We start from the raw sequence: 14,985 nt of genomic DNA, 5'->3' as shown, positions 1-14,985 counted from the left end.
CCTGCCCGAAGGCAGGCGCCGTGCTTGACGCTATTACTTGCGGGCGACGCGCTTGGCCGGGGCCTTGCGGGCCACGGTCTTGGCGGCGCGCTTGGCCGGAGCGGCCTTGCGGGCGACCGACTTGCGGGCCACGGCGGTCTTCTTGCCGACAGCCTTCTTGGTGGCAGCCGACTTGCGGGCTACGGCCTTCTTAGCGGTGGCGACCTTCTTGCCGACGGTCTTCTTGGTAGCAGCCGACTTGCGGGCGACAGCCTTCTTGGCGGTGGCGACCTTCTTGCCGACCGTCTTGCGGGCGGTGGCGGTCTTCTTGCCCACGACCTTCTTGGCGGTGGCCGACTTCTTGGCCACAGCCTTCTTGGCGGTGGCGACCTTCTTGCCGACGACCTTCTTGGCGGCAACGGTCTTCTTGCCAGCGACCTTGCGGGCGGTGGCCGACTTCTTGGCGACAGCCTTCTTCGCGGTCGCGACCTTCTTGCCCACAACCTTCTTGGCAGCGGCAGTCTTCTTGGTCACGGCCTTCTTGGCAGCGGCGGTCTTCTTGGTCACGGCCTTCTTGGCGGTGGCGACCTTCTTGCCGGCAACCTTCTTGGCGGCCTTGGTGGTCTTGGTCACGGCCTTTTCGGCGGCGGCCTTCTTCTTGGCAACCTTCTTGGTCAGCGCGGCCGCTTCGGCCTTGGCGTTGGACTTGGCCGCTTCCAGCTTCTTCTTGGCGCTGGCCAGGGTCTTGCCCACCGACTTGGCGGCCTTGTCAGCCTTCTTGGCGACGGTCTTCTCGGCCTTCTTGACGGCCTTCTTGACCTTGGCAACCTGGGTGGTGGCGGCCTTGCGGGCGCGCTTGGCGGTCTTCTTCACCGAGGCCACCACTTCTTCAGCGGTGTGGGCGATGGTTTCGCCAACGTTCTCGGCCGTCTCTTTTACGCTGTCGACGCCCTGCGACAGGGTCGCGGTCACACCATTTCCGTTGCTCATGTTGCCCTCCTGAGGGGCCTGGTCAGTGATTTCGCTGGCGATGCTATACCGGAGTTGTCCGTGGTGGAACGGTCTTGTCGCAGGTTTTGAGTCGCGGGTGTGTTGGGGAGGTGGGTGGTTGGGAACGTATGCGGGCAGGTCGTTTTCTGAAAATGGCTTTAAAACAGCGGTGCGGATGGTACGGAGATGCGTGGCGGCGGTTGCGTTCGGGTGCGTTCAAGCGGTCGCATGTGCGGCGTAATTGGTCGTTGTGTGGGATCGGTTTGTTGACGATTTTTCTGCAAGTGCGCGGGTTTGCAGGTACGTGGACGTGTAGTGGTAGAGCGCGATTCCGGTTTGGGGTCCGTGCGTTAAAGAGCGTGTCAGCGTTATCGGCGGCCGTTTGGGAACCGGCCCTACCAGGGCACGCAATGCGTCTTTGGCGGTCACCCCAGTTTCAGGCGTTTGGAGACAGACTCATTCAGCTTGAATTACCGTATACCCGTCCCCCGCACCCACCGGACTCCCATGCGACCGCTTCCGACCCTGCTTACGCTCGCACTTGCTGCCGCCTTCGGTGGCTTCGTCGCCTCCGCGATCAATGCCAACCTGGACAACCGTGCCGAGGCGGCGCCGGCGTCGCTGGCGATTCCGGCCACGGCCGCGCTGCCGGCGTCGGTGGCCGGGCAGCCGGTGCCGTCGCTGGCGCCGATGCTGGAACGGGTGATGCCGGCGGTGGTCAGCGTCAACACCAAGCAGGTGGTGCGGGTGCGCAACCCCTACTTCAACGACCCGTTCTTCCGCCGCCTGTTCCCGGAAGTGCCGCAGGAACGGATCAACGAGTCGCTGGGCTCGGGCGTCATCATCGACGCGGCCGAGGGCCTGGTACTGACCAACCACCATGTGATCGACAACGCCGACGACGTGCAGGTGACCCTGTCCGACGGGCGCACGGTCAAGGCCGAGTTCCTGGGCTCGGACCGCGACACCGACGTGGCGCTGATCCGCATTCCGGCCGACAAGCTCACCGCGCTGCCGCTGGGCGACAGCGCGCAGCTGCGCGTTGGCGACTTCGTGGTGGCGATCGGCAACCCGTTCGGCTTCAGCCAGACGGTCACCTCGGGCATCGTCTCGGCGGTCGGCCGTACCGGTATCCGCGGGCTGGGCTACCAGAACTTCATCCAGACCGACGCGTCGATCAACCCGGGTAATTCCGGCGGCGCGCTGGTCAACCTGCAGGGCCAGCTGGTCGGTATCAACACGGCCAGCTTCAATCCGCAGGGCAGCATGGCCGGCAACATCGGGCTGGGCTTGGCCATTCCCACCAACCTGGCGCGCGACGTGGTGGACCAGCTGGTCAAGCACGGGGTGGTGGTGCGCGGCACGCTCGGGATCGAGGCGCAGAACCTGACCCAGGCGCTGGCGCAGAACCTGGGCCTGAGCGAAGCGCGCGGCGCGCTGGTCACCCGCGTGCTGGCCGGTTCAGGCGCAGCGGCGGCCGGAATCAAGCCGGGCGATGTGGTGGTGGCGGCCAATGGCCAGCGGATCGACAGCGCAGTGGCGCTGCACAACGTGGAAGGTCTGCAGCCGGTGGGCAGCGCGTTGAGCCTGGACGTGCGCCGCGACGGCAAGCCGCTGCAGCTCAAGGCCACGCTGAAGGAGCAGGCGCGTGCGGTGGCCGGCGAAAGCCTGGACCCGCGCCTGGCCGGTGCGACCTTCGTCGACCTGCCCGAAACGCTGCGCCAGGCCGGCGACGGCGGCGTCATGGTCAGCGAGGTCAAGCGCGGCAGCCGGGCGGCCAACTCCGGGCTGGCCGCAGGCGACGTGATCATCCAGTCCAGCGTGGGCGAGTTCGCCGACCTGGCCAGCTGGCGCGCCAACTTCCAGAAGCCGCCGCAGCAGTTGGTGCTGCGCATCGTGCGCGGCAACGCACGCGGCGACCTGGTGATGCGCTGAACCGCTCAGCCAGCCTTCGCGTGCGGATCACGCCAGCTGACACCCTCTACACCCGGTCGGTGCTATTACCTTGTGTTCGTTGCCGACGGGTTCATCCGCGGTCACCTTCCCCATCGATTACATAACGGAGAGTCACGATGAGCCCCACCAATACCGAAAACCTCAAGGAACACCTGGGCGAAGCCGGTTCGCACCTGAAGTCGGCCGCCAGCGCCGCCGGCGGTGCGATCAAGGGCGCCACCGGCGCTGCCGGTGATGAGCTGCGTATCGGCCGTGCCAACGTCAAGGCCGAGCTGTCCGACACCGCGCTGTCCGGCCTGGCCGCTGCTGAATTCGGCGGCGCCGCTGCCAAGGAGCAGGTCGACGCACTGATGGACAAGGGCAAGGACCTGGTCGACAGCGCCGCCGAGCTGATCCGCGAGCGCCCGCTGGCCTCGTTCGGCGTGGCCTTCGCTGCCGGCTGGATCATCGCCAAGCTGGCCCGCAGCGGCGGCGACAAGTAAGTCGGCGTGAGCGATCAAGCACAGTCGACGCCCGACGGTGGAGCAACGCCTCCACCGGACGGCGATACGGGCGCGCGCGCCGCGCCGCGCCTGGATGAAAGTATCCGCGAGGTCGGCCAGGCCGGCCGCGCCACGGTGGATTCGGCCAAGCACACGCTGCGTTCGCTGCGGCGGCTGGCCTCGTTCGAGTTCGCCCTCGCCCGCAGTGCATTTGGTCGGGCCCTTGCGTGGAGCGGGGTGGCGATTGTGTTCGGCGCCTCGGCCTGGCTGTTGCTGGCCGGCACGCTGATCGCGCTGATGCAGCGCTGGGGCCTGTCCTGGTTCCATTCGCTGCTGATTACTTCGCTGATCAGCCTGGCCATGACCGGCTATGCGATCTGGCGGGTGTCGTTCTTCTTCCGCCACACCGGCATGCATGCCACCCGGCGGCAGCTGGCGCGGTTGGGCCTTTTCGACGAGCCCACCGATGAGGATGCCGAAGGGCAGCCCGAACCGACGGAGCGTTCGCCATGAAGTTCGAAGCGTTGCGCCACCGGGTCAAACGCGCGGAAAAGGTCGTGTCGGTCCGGGTCGACGAAACCCAGTGCAGCTGGTTCACCCTCAGCCAGGCCTGGCGCGAGGGCTGGACCCCGCTGCGCATCATCAGCGTGGGCCTGGCCGGTGGCTTCCTGGCGGGCAAGCTGGAACCGGGCGGTGCCCGTTTCCATGGCGCACGCTGGCTGCAGATGATCGGGTCGGTCTCCAATCTGCTGGCCAGTGCGCAGGCAGCGGTCGCCTCGATGCAGGCCAGCGACGCGGCCGAGACCGCCGAGCAGGCGGCCGACAAGGTCGACGAGGCCGTGGACCCCACCCCGGTCGCACCGGTGCGGACGCCGCAGCCGACCGTTGCGCCGGTGGCCACGCCGCGCGCGCAGGTCACCGCCACGCAGGAAGCGGCACAGCCACTGCCGGCGGAAGCGGCGACGGACCTGTCCGAACGTTAGTCGTTGTCATCGCCCTGCCAGCGGCAGGGCGATTGCACACCCATCGTTTTACACACGCCATACCCACCGGCGTGCCCAATAATGCGTGACCTACCCAGCGTGCGACCTGCATGAGCGTTCCTGTGACCTCCCCTGCCGACCTCGACGTCGACGTCGTCGCACCGCCGCCCCCGCCGCACGCACCGCGCCCCCGTGGCCCGATGTCGCTGGTGGTACTGGCCTTCCTCGCTGTCTGTTTCACCTTGTGGGCCGCGCAGGACATCGTCCTGCCGATCCTGCTGGCGATGTTTTTCGCGCTGGTCGGCAACCCGATCCTGCGCTTCCTGGGCCGCCTGTGGATTCCGCGCTTCCTGGCCGCGGTGCTGGTGATCGGGGTCGGGCTGAGCGGCGCGGCCGCGCTGGGCGTGCAGCTGGTCGGCCCGGCCATGGACTGGGCGCAGGAAGCGCCGCAGCAGCTGCGCAAGGTGGCGCGCCAGGTGCAGAACCTGACCAAGCCGGTGCAGCAGGCCAACCAGGCAGCGGAGAACTTCGCGCGCGTGGCCGGCGGCGAAAGCGCCCGCCGGGTGCAGGTGGTACGCACCCAGCTGGACGACCCCTACAAGGTGTTGACCCGGGCGCCGCGGCTGGCTGCTTCGATCCTGGCGGTGGTGCTGCTGACCCTGTTCTTCATGATCTACGGGCAGAACCTGCAGAAACACGCCATCGCGCTGTTCCCCAGCCGCCAGCAGCAGCGGTTTACCGCCGACATCCTGCGTTCGATCGAGCGCGAGGTGTCGCGCTATGTGCTGACCATCACCGTGATCAACGCGCTGGTCGGGCTGATTTTCTCCGGAATACTGCTGCTGCTCGGGATCGGCCTGCAGGAGGCCCTGTTGTGGGGCACGGTGGCCGCGCTGCTGAACTTCGCGCCGTACGTGGGGCCGTTGATCGGGGTGACCCTGATGCTGCTGATGGGCTTCGTGGAGTTCAGCGACCCGTTCCAGGCAATGCTGCCGGCGGCCTGCTACCTGGCCCTGCACACCATTGAAGGCCAGGTGGTGACCCCGATCGTGCTGGGCCGGCAGATGGCGATCTCGCCGCTGATCCTGATCCTGGCGCTGATGGTGTTCGGCTGGCTGTGGGGCATGATCGGCCTGCTGCTGTCGGTCCCGCTGCTGGTCTGCATCAAGCTGGTGCTGGCACGGCTGGAAGGTACCCAGGGCTGGGCCAAGCTGCTGGAGTAAGGCGGAACCCGGCGTCGGGAGAAGTCGCCCCGGTAGAGCCACGCCCTGCGTGGCTGCCCCCACAGGCGTAGAATGGCCGGGTGAATTTCCCAGTCCTAGCCATCACCCTCGACCTCGACGACACCCTGTGGCCGTTCGCCCCCATTGGCGCCCGCATTGACCAGGTGTTGTACGAGTGGATGCTCCAGCACAGCCCCGCCACCGCCGCGATGTACCCTGTGGTGGCAATGCGTGAACTGCGCGAGCGCTCCTTCCGCGACAACCCGCACCTGCACTACGACCTCAGCGCGCTGCGCCGGTTGACCCTGCAGGAAGCGCTGGAAAACAGCGGGGCCGACCTGGCCCTGCTGGAACCGGCCTATGAGGCGTTCTACGCCGCGCGCAACCAGGTGGAGTGCTATCCGGACGCGATCGAGGCGCTGACCCGCATCGCCGCCCGCGTGCCGGTGGCCGCGCTGAGCAACGGCAACGCCGACCTGGCCCGGATCGGGCTGGACCACCACTTCGCCTTCCAGCTGGGCTCGCGCGAACACGGCGCGGCCAAGCCGGCCGCCAGCATCTTCCACGCCGCCTGCGAACGCCTGGGCGTGGCCCCGGCGCACGTGCTGCACGTGGGCGACCACGTCGAAATGGACGTGGTTGGCGCCATGCAGGCCGGCCTGCGCGGCTGCTGGATCAATCGCGTTGAACACACCTGGCACCATCCTTCGCTGCAGCCCGACCTGCAGTTCGACACCCTGACCGGGCTGGCCGACTGGCTCGATGCGAATGCATCGGCGCAGGACGCCCGGCCACGAACGGAGCACGACCCCGCATGACCCAGATCACCGGTTTCACCACCGATTCGGCCAACGCCCTGCCGCTGCACGTGATGGATCGCGAACAGTTCGCGGCATGGCGCGCGCAACAGGCACCGGCGCTGGTTGCCTGGCTGGATGCGCAGCATTTCAACGGCAGCGGCTGCAGCGTCGTACTGCTGCCGGGCGAGCACGGCTTGGCCGGCGCGATCGTCGGCGTGGGCGACAGCGGCGATGCCTACGCCTACGCGCATGCCCCGTTCGCCCTGCCCGAAGGCACGGTGTGGCAGCTGGCCGACGCACTGCCGGCGCCGATTGAAACCCTGCTGCACCTGGGCTGGGGCCTGGGCAGCTACCGCTTCGCACGCTACCGCAAGCCCAACCGCGCCCCGGCGCAGCTGGTGGCCAGCCCCGCCGCCGAAGTGCGCGATGTGATCACCGCCAGCCTGCGCGTGCGCGACTGGGTGAACACGCCCACCGAAGACATGGGCCCGCAGCAGCTGGAAGATGCCGCCCGCGAACTGGCCGCCGCGCATGGCGGGCAGGTGGAGGTGATCACCGGCGACGCGCTGCTGGAGCAGAATTTCCCGGCCATCCACGCGGTGGGCCGCGCCTCGCACCGCGCGCCGCGTTTGATCGCGCTGCGCTGGGGCCAGGCCGGTCGCCCGCACGTGGCACTGGTCGGCAAGGGCGTGTGCTTCGACACCGGCGGCCTGGACATCAAGCCGGCCGACGGCATGCGCAACATGAAGAAGGACATGGGTGGCGCCGCGCACGCGCTGGCCCTGGCCGGGCTGATCATGGCGCAGGACCTGCCGGTGCAGCTGACCCTGCTGATTGCCGCCGTGGAAAACGCGATCGGGCCGGATGCGTTCCGTCCGGGCGAAGTGATTGCCACCCGCAAGGGGCTGAGCATCGAGATCGACAACACCGACGCCGAAGGTCGGCTGGTGCTGTGCGACGCGCTGACCTACGCCAGCGAGCAGAAGCCGGAGATCGTGCTGGACTTCGCCACGCTCACCGGCGCGGCGCGTATTGCACTGGGCCCGGACCTGCCGGCGCTGTTCAGCAACAACGACACGCTGGCCCAGCAGTGGCTGCAGGCCGGTGACACCACGCGTGACCCGGTGTGGCGCATGCCGCTGTGGCGCCCGTACCTGCGTTACCTGCACAGCGGCATTGCCGACCTGGCCAACGCCGGTTCGCGCATGGCCGGTTCGGTCACTGCGGCGCTGTACCTGGAGCGCTTCATTGCCGAAGGCCAGGTGTGGGCGCACCTGGATGTGTACGCCTGGAACGATGGCGAACGCCCGGGTCGCCCGGCCGGTGGCGAGGCGCTGGCGCTGCGCTCGGCGTGGGCGATGTTGAAGGGCCGGTATCTGTAAGCGCTGGTCCTGGCATGCCTGAAAAACCGGATCCCCGCCTCGGCGGGGATCTGCCGTTAAAGGTTGTCGAAAATGTGAATATCGGTGTGGCGGGGGTTCTGCCACCATGCGCGTGACCCACCTTGAAGGCAGGCTCATGTCGCTCTTTCGATATACCCGCGCTGGTCGCGAGCCGGATTCGCCGCGCCCGCCGCATTCGCCGTTGTTGTGGATCGGCCTGATCGCGCTGATTGCCGGGGCGGTGGTGCTGGCCTTTGCCTGGCTGGCCGGCTGGATCGGGCGCGACCGGGTGACCGCGCAGACCTTTACCGACACCATTGAAGCCACCGGCGCCAAGCACGCGGGATTCCGCCGCGCACACAGCAAGGGTGTGTGCGTGAGCGGCAGCTTCCAGGGCACACCGGACGGTGCCGCGCTCAGCTCGGCGCGGGTGTTCCGCCAGCAGCAGGTGCCGGTGCTGGGCCGCCTCTCGATTGGCGGCGGCGACCCGCATGGCGCCGATGCCAGCGCGCGGGTGCGCAGCATGGCGTTGCAGCTGGTCACCGACGACGGCCAGGAATGGCGCACCGCCATGAACAGCTTCCCGTTCTTCGCGGTGCCCACTACCGAGGCCTTCCTGGAGCAAACCCGCGCGGGCATTCCCGACCCTGCCACCGGCAAGCCGGACCCGGCCAAGCAGGCGGCCATCGCCGCGAAGTACCCGTCGGCACGTGCGTTCGGCGCCTGGGCGAAGTCCGCGCCGTGGTCCACCAGCTGGGCCAACACCGACTACAACGGGGTGAACAGTTTCCGCTTCATTGCGGCTGACGGCACGGAGCAGGCGGTGCGCTGGAGCATGCTGCCGCAGGCAGCGTTCGAGGCGATGAGTCCCGAGCAGCGCGCGCAGGCGAGCGTGGATTACCTGGCCGATGAATTCGCGCAGCGGCTGGCACAGGGACCGGTGCGTTGGGACATGTGGATCACGCTGGCCGAGCCGGGCGATGCGATCAATGACCCCTCCATCCCGTGGCCGGACACCCGCCGCCGGGTCAAGGCCGGCACGCTCAGCCTGACCGCAATGCAGCCGCAGGCCAACGGCGCCTGCAACAACGTGAACTTCGATCCGCTGATCCTGCCGAGCGGGATCGCCGGCACCGATGATCCGATCCTGGCCGCGCGGTCTGCGGTGTACTCGGAATCGTTCAACCGCCGCGAGCGCGAGACGGCGAGCGGTGCGGCACCGGCCGGGGGGGCACGTCGATGAATGCGGATAACGGGCACTTTAATCTGACTGCGCGGTGCTGCACTGGCTGATGGCGGTGCTGATCCTAACCATGCTGTTCGTGGGCGTGACCATGGTCGCCTCGCTGCACTGGCGGCCGATGCTGGTGGACCTGCACCGGCCGTTGGGCATCGCGATCCTGCTGCTGGCCGTGGTGCGGCTGGTGAACCGGATTCGTCATCGTCCACCGCCGCTGCCGGCGGATCTGCCGGCGTGGCAGAAATTTGCCGCGCATGCTTCGCACTGGATGCTGTACGGGCTGATGCTGGCGATGCCGCTGGTGGGCTGGGCGATGTTGTCGGCCGGTGGCTACCCGATCCAGATGTGGAAGGGCGTGCTGCTGCCGCCGATCCTGCCGCATGACGTGGCGATGTATGCGGCGCTGCGTGGGGCGCACAGCGTGCTGGCGTATGTGTTGTTCGCCACGGTGGTGCTGCATCTGAGTGCCGCGTTGTTCCACCTGTGGGTGCGCCGCGATGGCGTGTTCCAGGCGATGGCGAAGGGGCCGGAGGGTCGGGGATCGCCGCGGGGGTGATTGCGGCGGGGTGATTTATTGGATTCTGCCGGCGGTGCGTGGGACACGCATGGCGTGTCGCTACGCGGTCGGACGACGTTCGATGACGTCGGGCGCGATCGGTCCGCGTCGAAGGCGTAGTGACACGCCATGCGTGTCCGCCGTCCGTTCCGAGGTGGGAACCCGCCTACAACCAACCCTTCTGCCTTGCCAACCGATACGCCTCGATCCGATTGGCCACCCCCAGCTTGCCGATGCACTCGGACAGATAATTGCGCACGGTGCCGTGCGACAGGCCCAGCTGGGTGGCGATCTCGCTGGCCGAGCGGCCGTCGCCGGACAGGCGTAGCACCTGGCGTTCGCGGTCGTTCAGCGGGTCGGCCTGCGACCACGCGTCCAGCGCCAGTTGCGGGTCGATGGCGCGGCCGCCGTGCTGCACCTGGCGCAATGCGTCGGCCAGCTTCTCGGCCGGCGCGTCCTTCAGCAGATAGCCGCACACGCCGGCATCCAGCGCTCGGCGCAGGAACCCCGAGCGCGCGAAGGTGGTCACGATCACCACCTTGATTGGCAGTTCGTGCCGCGAGATGCGCTGCGCCAGCTCCAGCCCTGACAATCCCGGCATCTCGATGTCAGTCACCAGGATGTCCGGCTTCAACTGCTGGACCATGCGCCACGCCGCCTCACCGTCGGCGGCAGCGCCCAGCACTTCGATGTCCGGCTCCAACCCGAGCAGTGCGGAAAGCGCGCCGCGCACCATGGCCTGGTCTTCTGCGAGGACGATGCGGATCATGGAATCACCGCCACTGGCGCCGCCGCCGGCACCGACCGCGTCGCCGCCGGGAGCGGTACCTGCACCGCCACGGTAGTGCCCTGCCCGCGCACCGAGGTCACCAGCAGGGTGCCGCGCAACGCCGCCACCCGCTCGCGCATGCCGGTCAGGCCATTGCCATCGACCTGCACGCCGCCCTGCCCGTCATCGCGAATCTGCATGGACAGCATGCGCCCGTCCTGCTCGAACGCCACCCAGGCCTGGTGCGCCTGCGCGTGGCGCACGATGTTGGTGGCCGCTTCGCGCAGCACCAGCGCCAGCCCGCGCTCGATCTCCACCGGCATCGGCGGCGGCGGCGGGTAGTCCAGGTGTACGTGCTGGCACTCCAGCAGCAGCCGCGCCGCCGCCAGCTCGGCGGCCAGGTCGCTGGCGCGGATGCCGGTGACCGCGCTGCGCACCTCGGCCAAGGCCTGGCGGGCGATGGCCTCGGCCTCGGTCACTTCGGCGCGGGCGCGCTCCGGGTCGCGGTCGAACAGCTTGCGCGACAGCTCCAGCTTCAAGGTGATCAGCGACAGGGTGTGCCCCAGCAGGTCGTGCAGGTCGCGTCCGATGCGTTCGCGCTCGGCGGTGGCGGCCAGCCGGCGCACCTCGTCCTGCGACAGCTGCAGCGCCGCCTCGCGGTCCTTGTTGGTGCTTTCCACGTTGACGATGATGCCGATGATCATCGCCATCGCCGGAATCCACACCACCAGCTGCCACTGGTAGCCCACCCACAGCGCGATGCCCACGAACAGCGCATTGAGCGCCACCAGCTGGGCCAGGTAGCGCCGGGCGCTGCCGGTGCGGCACACGCGCAGGGTGACGCAGCCGAAGATGAAGTAGCTGATGCCCGACGGGTACCACGGCAGCAGCGCCAGGCCCATGGCCACCATCGCCAGCGCAAAACGCGGCGCGTACCGGCGCGGGGCCAGCAGCTGGCGGCCGTACAGCGCCAGGAACACCGGGTAGGTCAGCACGGTCAGCCACACCCAGGTGGCGGTAAAGCCGCCGCCGAAGATCGGGGTCAGGAACACCCAGCCGGTCCACAGCAGGTGCACCGCGTCGGACCAGGCCGGTTTGCCGCTGCGCAGGTTGTCGGCCACGGCCGAGTCGGGTGCGGGGCGCAAACGCGAGGAGAGCCAGCTGGACAGCACGGGAACGTCCTGGGCAAAGGGATCGGGAACGATCATGGCATCCAGCTTCGCGCGTCGCCATCGGCCCGGCCAGTGGCCCCGATCACCCCAAGCAGGTGACAGCTGTCACTGCCCGCACCCCCGCCCGGCGGGCATTCTGTGCCCCACCCGGCACCCCGCCGGATTGCCCGTGACGGTGGTTGCGGTCACACTCGGCCCGATTCCACGTCCAGACTCACGATGAACGCATCCGCTGAACTGCTCAAGGAACTCCGCATCGACCGCAACAAGGCCTCGGCGCCGCCGCCGTCGGGTACGCCCCGCCGTGGTCTGTGGATCGTGCTGGCCATCGTCGCGCTGCTGGTGCTGGGCGGTATCGCCTGGTTCCTGTTCGGCCGCGAACGGCCGATCGAGGTCAGCACCGTCCCGGTGGTGGCGATCCAGCAGGGCACCGCCAGCAGCTCGGTGCTCGACGCCAGCGGCTACGTGGTCGCCCGGCGCATGGCCACGGTCTCGGCCAAGATCACCGGCAAGGTCCGCGAGGTGATGATCGAAGAAGGCATGCGGGTGGAAGAAGGCCAGGTCATGGCCACCCTGGACCCGATCGACGCCAACGCCCAGCGCAGCCTCTCGGCCTCGCAGCTGGAAGCAGCGCGCAGCCAGCTGGCCGGGTTGAAGGCGCAGGTGGCGCAGGCCGATGCCGAAGCCGGGCGCCTGCAGAAGCTGGTCGGCCAGCAGCTGGTTTCGCGTTCGCAGTACGACCTCGCCATGGCCCAGCGCGACAGCCTGCGGGCCCAGCTCAAGACCGCCGAACGCAACACCCGCGTGGCCGGCGACGCGCTGGCCATCGCCGAGCTCGGGGTCGACAACAACACCGTGCGCGCGCCGTTCTCCGGCGTGGTCACCGCCAAGGCCGCGCAGCCGGGTGAGATCGTCTCGCCGCTGTCGGCCGGTGGCGGGTTCACCCGTACCGGTATCGGCACCATCGTGGACATGGATTCGCTGGAGATCGAAGTCGAAGTCGGCGAGGCCTTCATCGGCCGCGTGCAGCCGAAGATGCCGGTGGAAGCCACCCTCAACGCCTACCCGGAATGGAAGATCCCGGCCGAGGTGATCGCCATCATTCCCACTGCCGACCGCGGCAAGGCCACGGTCAAGGTGCGCATCGAATTGAAGGTGAAGGACCCGCGCATCGTGCCGGAAATGGGCGTGCGGGTGAGCTTCCTGGAAGCGGCCGCGCCGGCCCAGGCGGCTGCCCCCAAGGGCGTGCGCGTACCGGCCTCGGCGCTGGTCGAGCGCGACCAGAAGACCGTGGCATTCGTGGTCGGCGACGACAAGCGCGTGCAGCAGGTGCCGGTCACGGTAGGCGTGGCCCTCAACAACGACCGCCAGGTCACTGCCGGCCTCAGCGCCGGCGAGCAGGTGGTCAACAACCCACCCCCGGAACTGCGCGACGGCAGTGCCGTAGTGGAAAAGCAACCGCAGTAAGCAGGGCGGTGCCGCGACCTGGTCGCGAGCCGAGCTAGTGCGATTCCCGTGCCGTCCCGGCGCGCGCGTGGGCGGCTGCCCGAGAACTTTTTCCTTTCATCGATTTACGGAGAACCACCCATGTCCACCCTGGTTTCGCTCCGCAACATCACCAAGACCTACCAGCGCGGCCCCGAGAAGGTGCAGGTCCTGCACGGCATCGACCTGGACATCCAGAAGGGCGATTTCGTCGCGCTGATGGGCCCCTCCGGCTCGGGCAAGACCACCCTGCTCAACCTGATCGGCGGGCTGGACACGCCGAGCGGCGGCGAGATCGAGATCGAAGGCGAGCGCATCGACCGCATGTCCGGCGGCCAGCTCTCCACCTGGCGCAGCCACCACGTGGGCTTCGTGTTCCAGTTCTACAACCTGATGCCGATGCTCACCGCGCAGAAGAACGTGGAACTGCCGCTGCTGCTGACCCACCTGGGTGCGGCGCAGCGCAAGCGCAATGCCGAGATCGCGCTGACCTTGGTCGGCCTGGCCGACCGCCGCAGCCACCGCCCCAACGAGCTTTCCGGCGGCCAGCAGCAGCGCGTGGCGATCGCCCGCGCGATCGTGTCCGACCCGACCTTCCTGATCTGCGACGAACCCACCGGCGACCTCGACCGCGCCTCGGCCGAGGAGATCCTGTTGCTGCTGCAGCAGCTCAACCGCGAGCACGGCAAGACCATCATCATGGTCACCCATGACCCCAAGGCCGCCGAGTACGCCACGCATACGGTGCACCTGGACAAGGGCGAGCTGGCCGACGCGCCTGCGGCCCACTGACGGAGGTCACTGCGATGAAGTATTTCTCGCTCATATGGGCGCAGCTGTTCCGCAGCAAGACGCGGACCCTGCTGACCCTGCTTTCGGTGGTGGCCGCGTTCCTGCTGTTCGGCATGCTCGACTCGGTGCGCGTGGCCTTCAGCTCCGGTGGCAGCGTGGAAGGCGCCAACCGCCTGATCGTGGCCTCGCGCCTGTCCATCACCCAGTCGCTGCCGATCCGCCTGGAACCGCAGGTGCGCCAGGTCCCCGGGGTAAAGGACGTGACCTCGGGCATGTGGTTCGGCGGCATCTACCAGGACCCGAAGAACTTCTTCGCCAACTTCTCGGTGGCGCCGAACTACTTCGACGTGTACCGCGAGCTGCAGCTGCCGCCGGACCAGCTCAAGGCCTTCCAGGACACCCGCACCGGCGCGGTGGTCGGCGAGACCCTGGCCAAGGAATTCGGCTGGAAGATCGGCGACACCATTCCACTGCAGGCCACCATCTTCCCGCGCGGGGGCAGCAACGACTGGCCGCTGCAGCTGGTGGGCGTGTTCCGTTCCAAGGACCGCACCCTGGCGGCCAATGAAGAGCGCCAGTTGATGATGAACTGGAAGTACTTCGACGAGTCCAACGACTACATCAAGAACCAGGTCAGCTGGTTCACGGTCACCCTGGACAACCCGGACCATGCCTCGCGCGTGGCCCAGGCCATCGATGCGATCTCGGCCAACTCCGACCATGAAACCAAGACCCAGACCGAGTCGGCGTTCCAGCAGGCGTTCGTGAAACAGTTCGCCGATATCGGCCTGATCGTCACCTCGATCATGGGCGCGGTGTTCTTCACCCTGCTGCTGCTCACCGGCAACACCATGGCCCAGGCGGTGCGCGAGCGCGTGCCCGAGCTGGCCACGCTGAAGACGCTGGGCTTCAAGGACAGCACGGTGCTGGTGCTGGTGATGATCGAGGCGGTGTTGCTGATCGGGCTTGGCGGTGCAATCGGCATGGGCCTGGCCGCCACCATCCTGCCGATCCTGTCGCCGAAGACACAGGGCCTTCTGCCGCCGCACGTGCCGACCCAGACCTGGGCGATGGGCGTGGCGCTGATCTTGGTCATCGGCGTGGTGGTGGGCCTGCTGCCGGCGCTGCGCGCCAAGCGGCTGAAGATCGTCGACGCCCTGGCGGGCCGCTGAGGAG

General features: G+C 68.1%; 14 protein-coding genes and 1 pseudogene. 12 read left to right on the top strand and 3 right to left on the bottom strand.

The window, feature by feature from the left end; genetic code table 11:
* Positions 1–33: 33 nt before the first annotated feature.
* Positions 34–969, bottom strand: coding sequence for a histone (locus tag PDM28_RS01785; RefSeq protein ID WP_102947020.1), 936 nt, complete (start codon positions 967–969; stop codon positions 34–36).
* 507 nt (positions 970–1,476) lie between these two features.
* On the opposite strand from PDM28_RS01785, the gene PDM28_RS01780 reads away from it, so the two are divergent.
* From PDM28_RS01780 to PDM28_RS01740, 9 genes and pseudogenes are all read left to right on the top strand, one after another.
* Positions 1,477–2,904: a Do family serine endopeptidase gene (locus PDM28_RS01780; RefSeq protein WP_311183573.1), complete on the top strand. Its 1,428-nt coding sequence runs from the start codon at positions 1,477–1,479 to the stop codon at positions 2,902–2,904.
* Positions 2,905–3,041: 137 nt separating this feature from the next.
* Positions 3,042–3,407 (top strand): hypothetical protein, encoded by a 366-nt coding sequence (locus PDM28_RS01775; RefSeq protein ID WP_070208571.1) that lies wholly within the window; start codon positions 3,042–3,044, stop codon positions 3,405–3,407.
* A gap of 6 nt (positions 3,408–3,413) precedes the next feature.
* Positions 3,414–3,920, top strand: a complete 507-nt coding sequence (locus PDM28_RS01770) for a phage holin family protein (RefSeq protein WP_311183571.1) — start codon at positions 3,414–3,416, stop codon at positions 3,918–3,920.
* Positions 3,917–4,390 carry a protein sip-5 gene (locus PDM28_RS01765; RefSeq protein ID WP_311183570.1) on the top strand — a complete coding sequence of 158 codons (474 nt, stop codon included), beginning with the start codon at positions 3,917–3,919 and terminating at the stop codon, positions 4,388–4,390. Before PDM28_RS01770 ends, PDM28_RS01765 begins: the two co-directional genes overlap by 4 nt.
* Positions 4,391–4,500: 110 nt before the next feature.
* The gene (locus PDM28_RS01760) at positions 4,501–5,613 is read left to right on the top strand and encodes an AI-2E family transporter (protein ID WP_311183569.1); all 1,113 of its coding nucleotides are present in this window, start codon (positions 4,501–4,503) and stop codon (positions 5,611–5,613) included.
* Positions 5,614–5,693: 80 nt separating this feature from the next.
* The gene (locus PDM28_RS01755) at positions 5,694–6,431 is read left to right on the top strand and encodes an HAD family hydrolase (protein WP_311183568.1); all 738 of its coding nucleotides are present in this window, start codon (positions 5,694–5,696) and stop codon (positions 6,429–6,431) included.
* Positions 6,428–7,795, top strand: a complete 1,368-nt coding sequence (locus PDM28_RS01750) for a leucyl aminopeptidase family protein (protein WP_102947026.1) — start codon at positions 6,428–6,430, stop codon at positions 7,793–7,795. Before PDM28_RS01755 ends, PDM28_RS01750 begins: the two co-directional genes overlap by 4 nt.
* Before the next feature lie 136 nt (positions 7,796–7,931).
* Complete coding sequence (locus PDM28_RS01745) at positions 7,932–9,038, top strand: catalase family peroxidase (protein WP_311183567.1); 1,107 nt, start codon at positions 7,932–7,934, stop codon at positions 9,036–9,038.
* Positions 9,035–9,591: pseudogene (locus PDM28_RS01740) on the top strand (cytochrome b). The gene PDM28_RS01745 and the pseudogene PDM28_RS01740 overlap by 4 nt, the downstream one beginning before the upstream one ends.
* Positions 9,592–9,757: 166 nt before the next feature.
* Here the strand turns inward: PDM28_RS01740 and PDM28_RS01735 are convergent.
* Together PDM28_RS01735 and PDM28_RS01730 are read right to left on the bottom strand one after the other, a co-directional pair.
* Positions 9,758–10,360, bottom strand: a complete 603-nt coding sequence (locus tag PDM28_RS01735) for a response regulator transcription factor (protein WP_102947029.1) — start codon at positions 10,358–10,360, stop codon at positions 9,758–9,760.
* Positions 10,357–11,568: a sensor histidine kinase gene (locus PDM28_RS01730; RefSeq protein WP_311183565.1), complete on the bottom strand. Its 1,212-nt coding sequence runs from the start codon at positions 11,566–11,568 to the stop codon at positions 10,357–10,359. Before PDM28_RS01730 ends, PDM28_RS01735 begins: the two co-directional genes overlap by 4 nt.
* Before the next feature lie 183 nt (positions 11,569–11,751).
* Here PDM28_RS01730 and PDM28_RS01725 point away from each other — a divergent pair, with 183 nt between their 5' ends.
* The 3 genes from PDM28_RS01725 to PDM28_RS01715 all read left to right on the top strand — a co-directional run bounded on the left by PDM28_RS01725 (position 11,752) and on the right by PDM28_RS01715 (position 14,981).
* On the top strand, positions 11,752–12,999 hold the full coding sequence (locus tag PDM28_RS01725) for an efflux RND transporter periplasmic adaptor subunit (RefSeq protein WP_311183564.1): 1,248 nt from the start codon (positions 11,752–11,754) through the stop codon (positions 12,997–12,999).
* Between the two features lie 120 nt (positions 13,000–13,119).
* Positions 13,120–13,809, top strand: a complete 690-nt coding sequence (locus PDM28_RS01720; RefSeq protein WP_070208560.1) for an ABC transporter ATP-binding protein — start codon at positions 13,120–13,122, stop codon at positions 13,807–13,809.
* 14 nt (positions 13,810–13,823) lie between these two features.
* Positions 13,824–14,981 carry an ABC transporter permease gene (locus tag PDM28_RS01715; RefSeq protein WP_311183563.1) on the top strand — a complete coding sequence of 386 codons (1,158 nt, stop codon included), beginning with the start codon at positions 13,824–13,826 and terminating at the stop codon, positions 14,979–14,981.
* Positions 14,982–14,985 lie beyond the last annotated feature (4 nt).

The organism is Stenotrophomonas aracearum (assembly GCF_031834615.1).
Classification (GTDB): domain Bacteria; phylum Pseudomonadota; class Gammaproteobacteria; order Xanthomonadales; family Xanthomonadaceae; genus Stenotrophomonas; species Stenotrophomonas aracearum.
The sequence above is the reverse complement of the archived record's forward strand: the minus strand, read 5'-3'. Positions and strand labels throughout refer to the sequence as shown.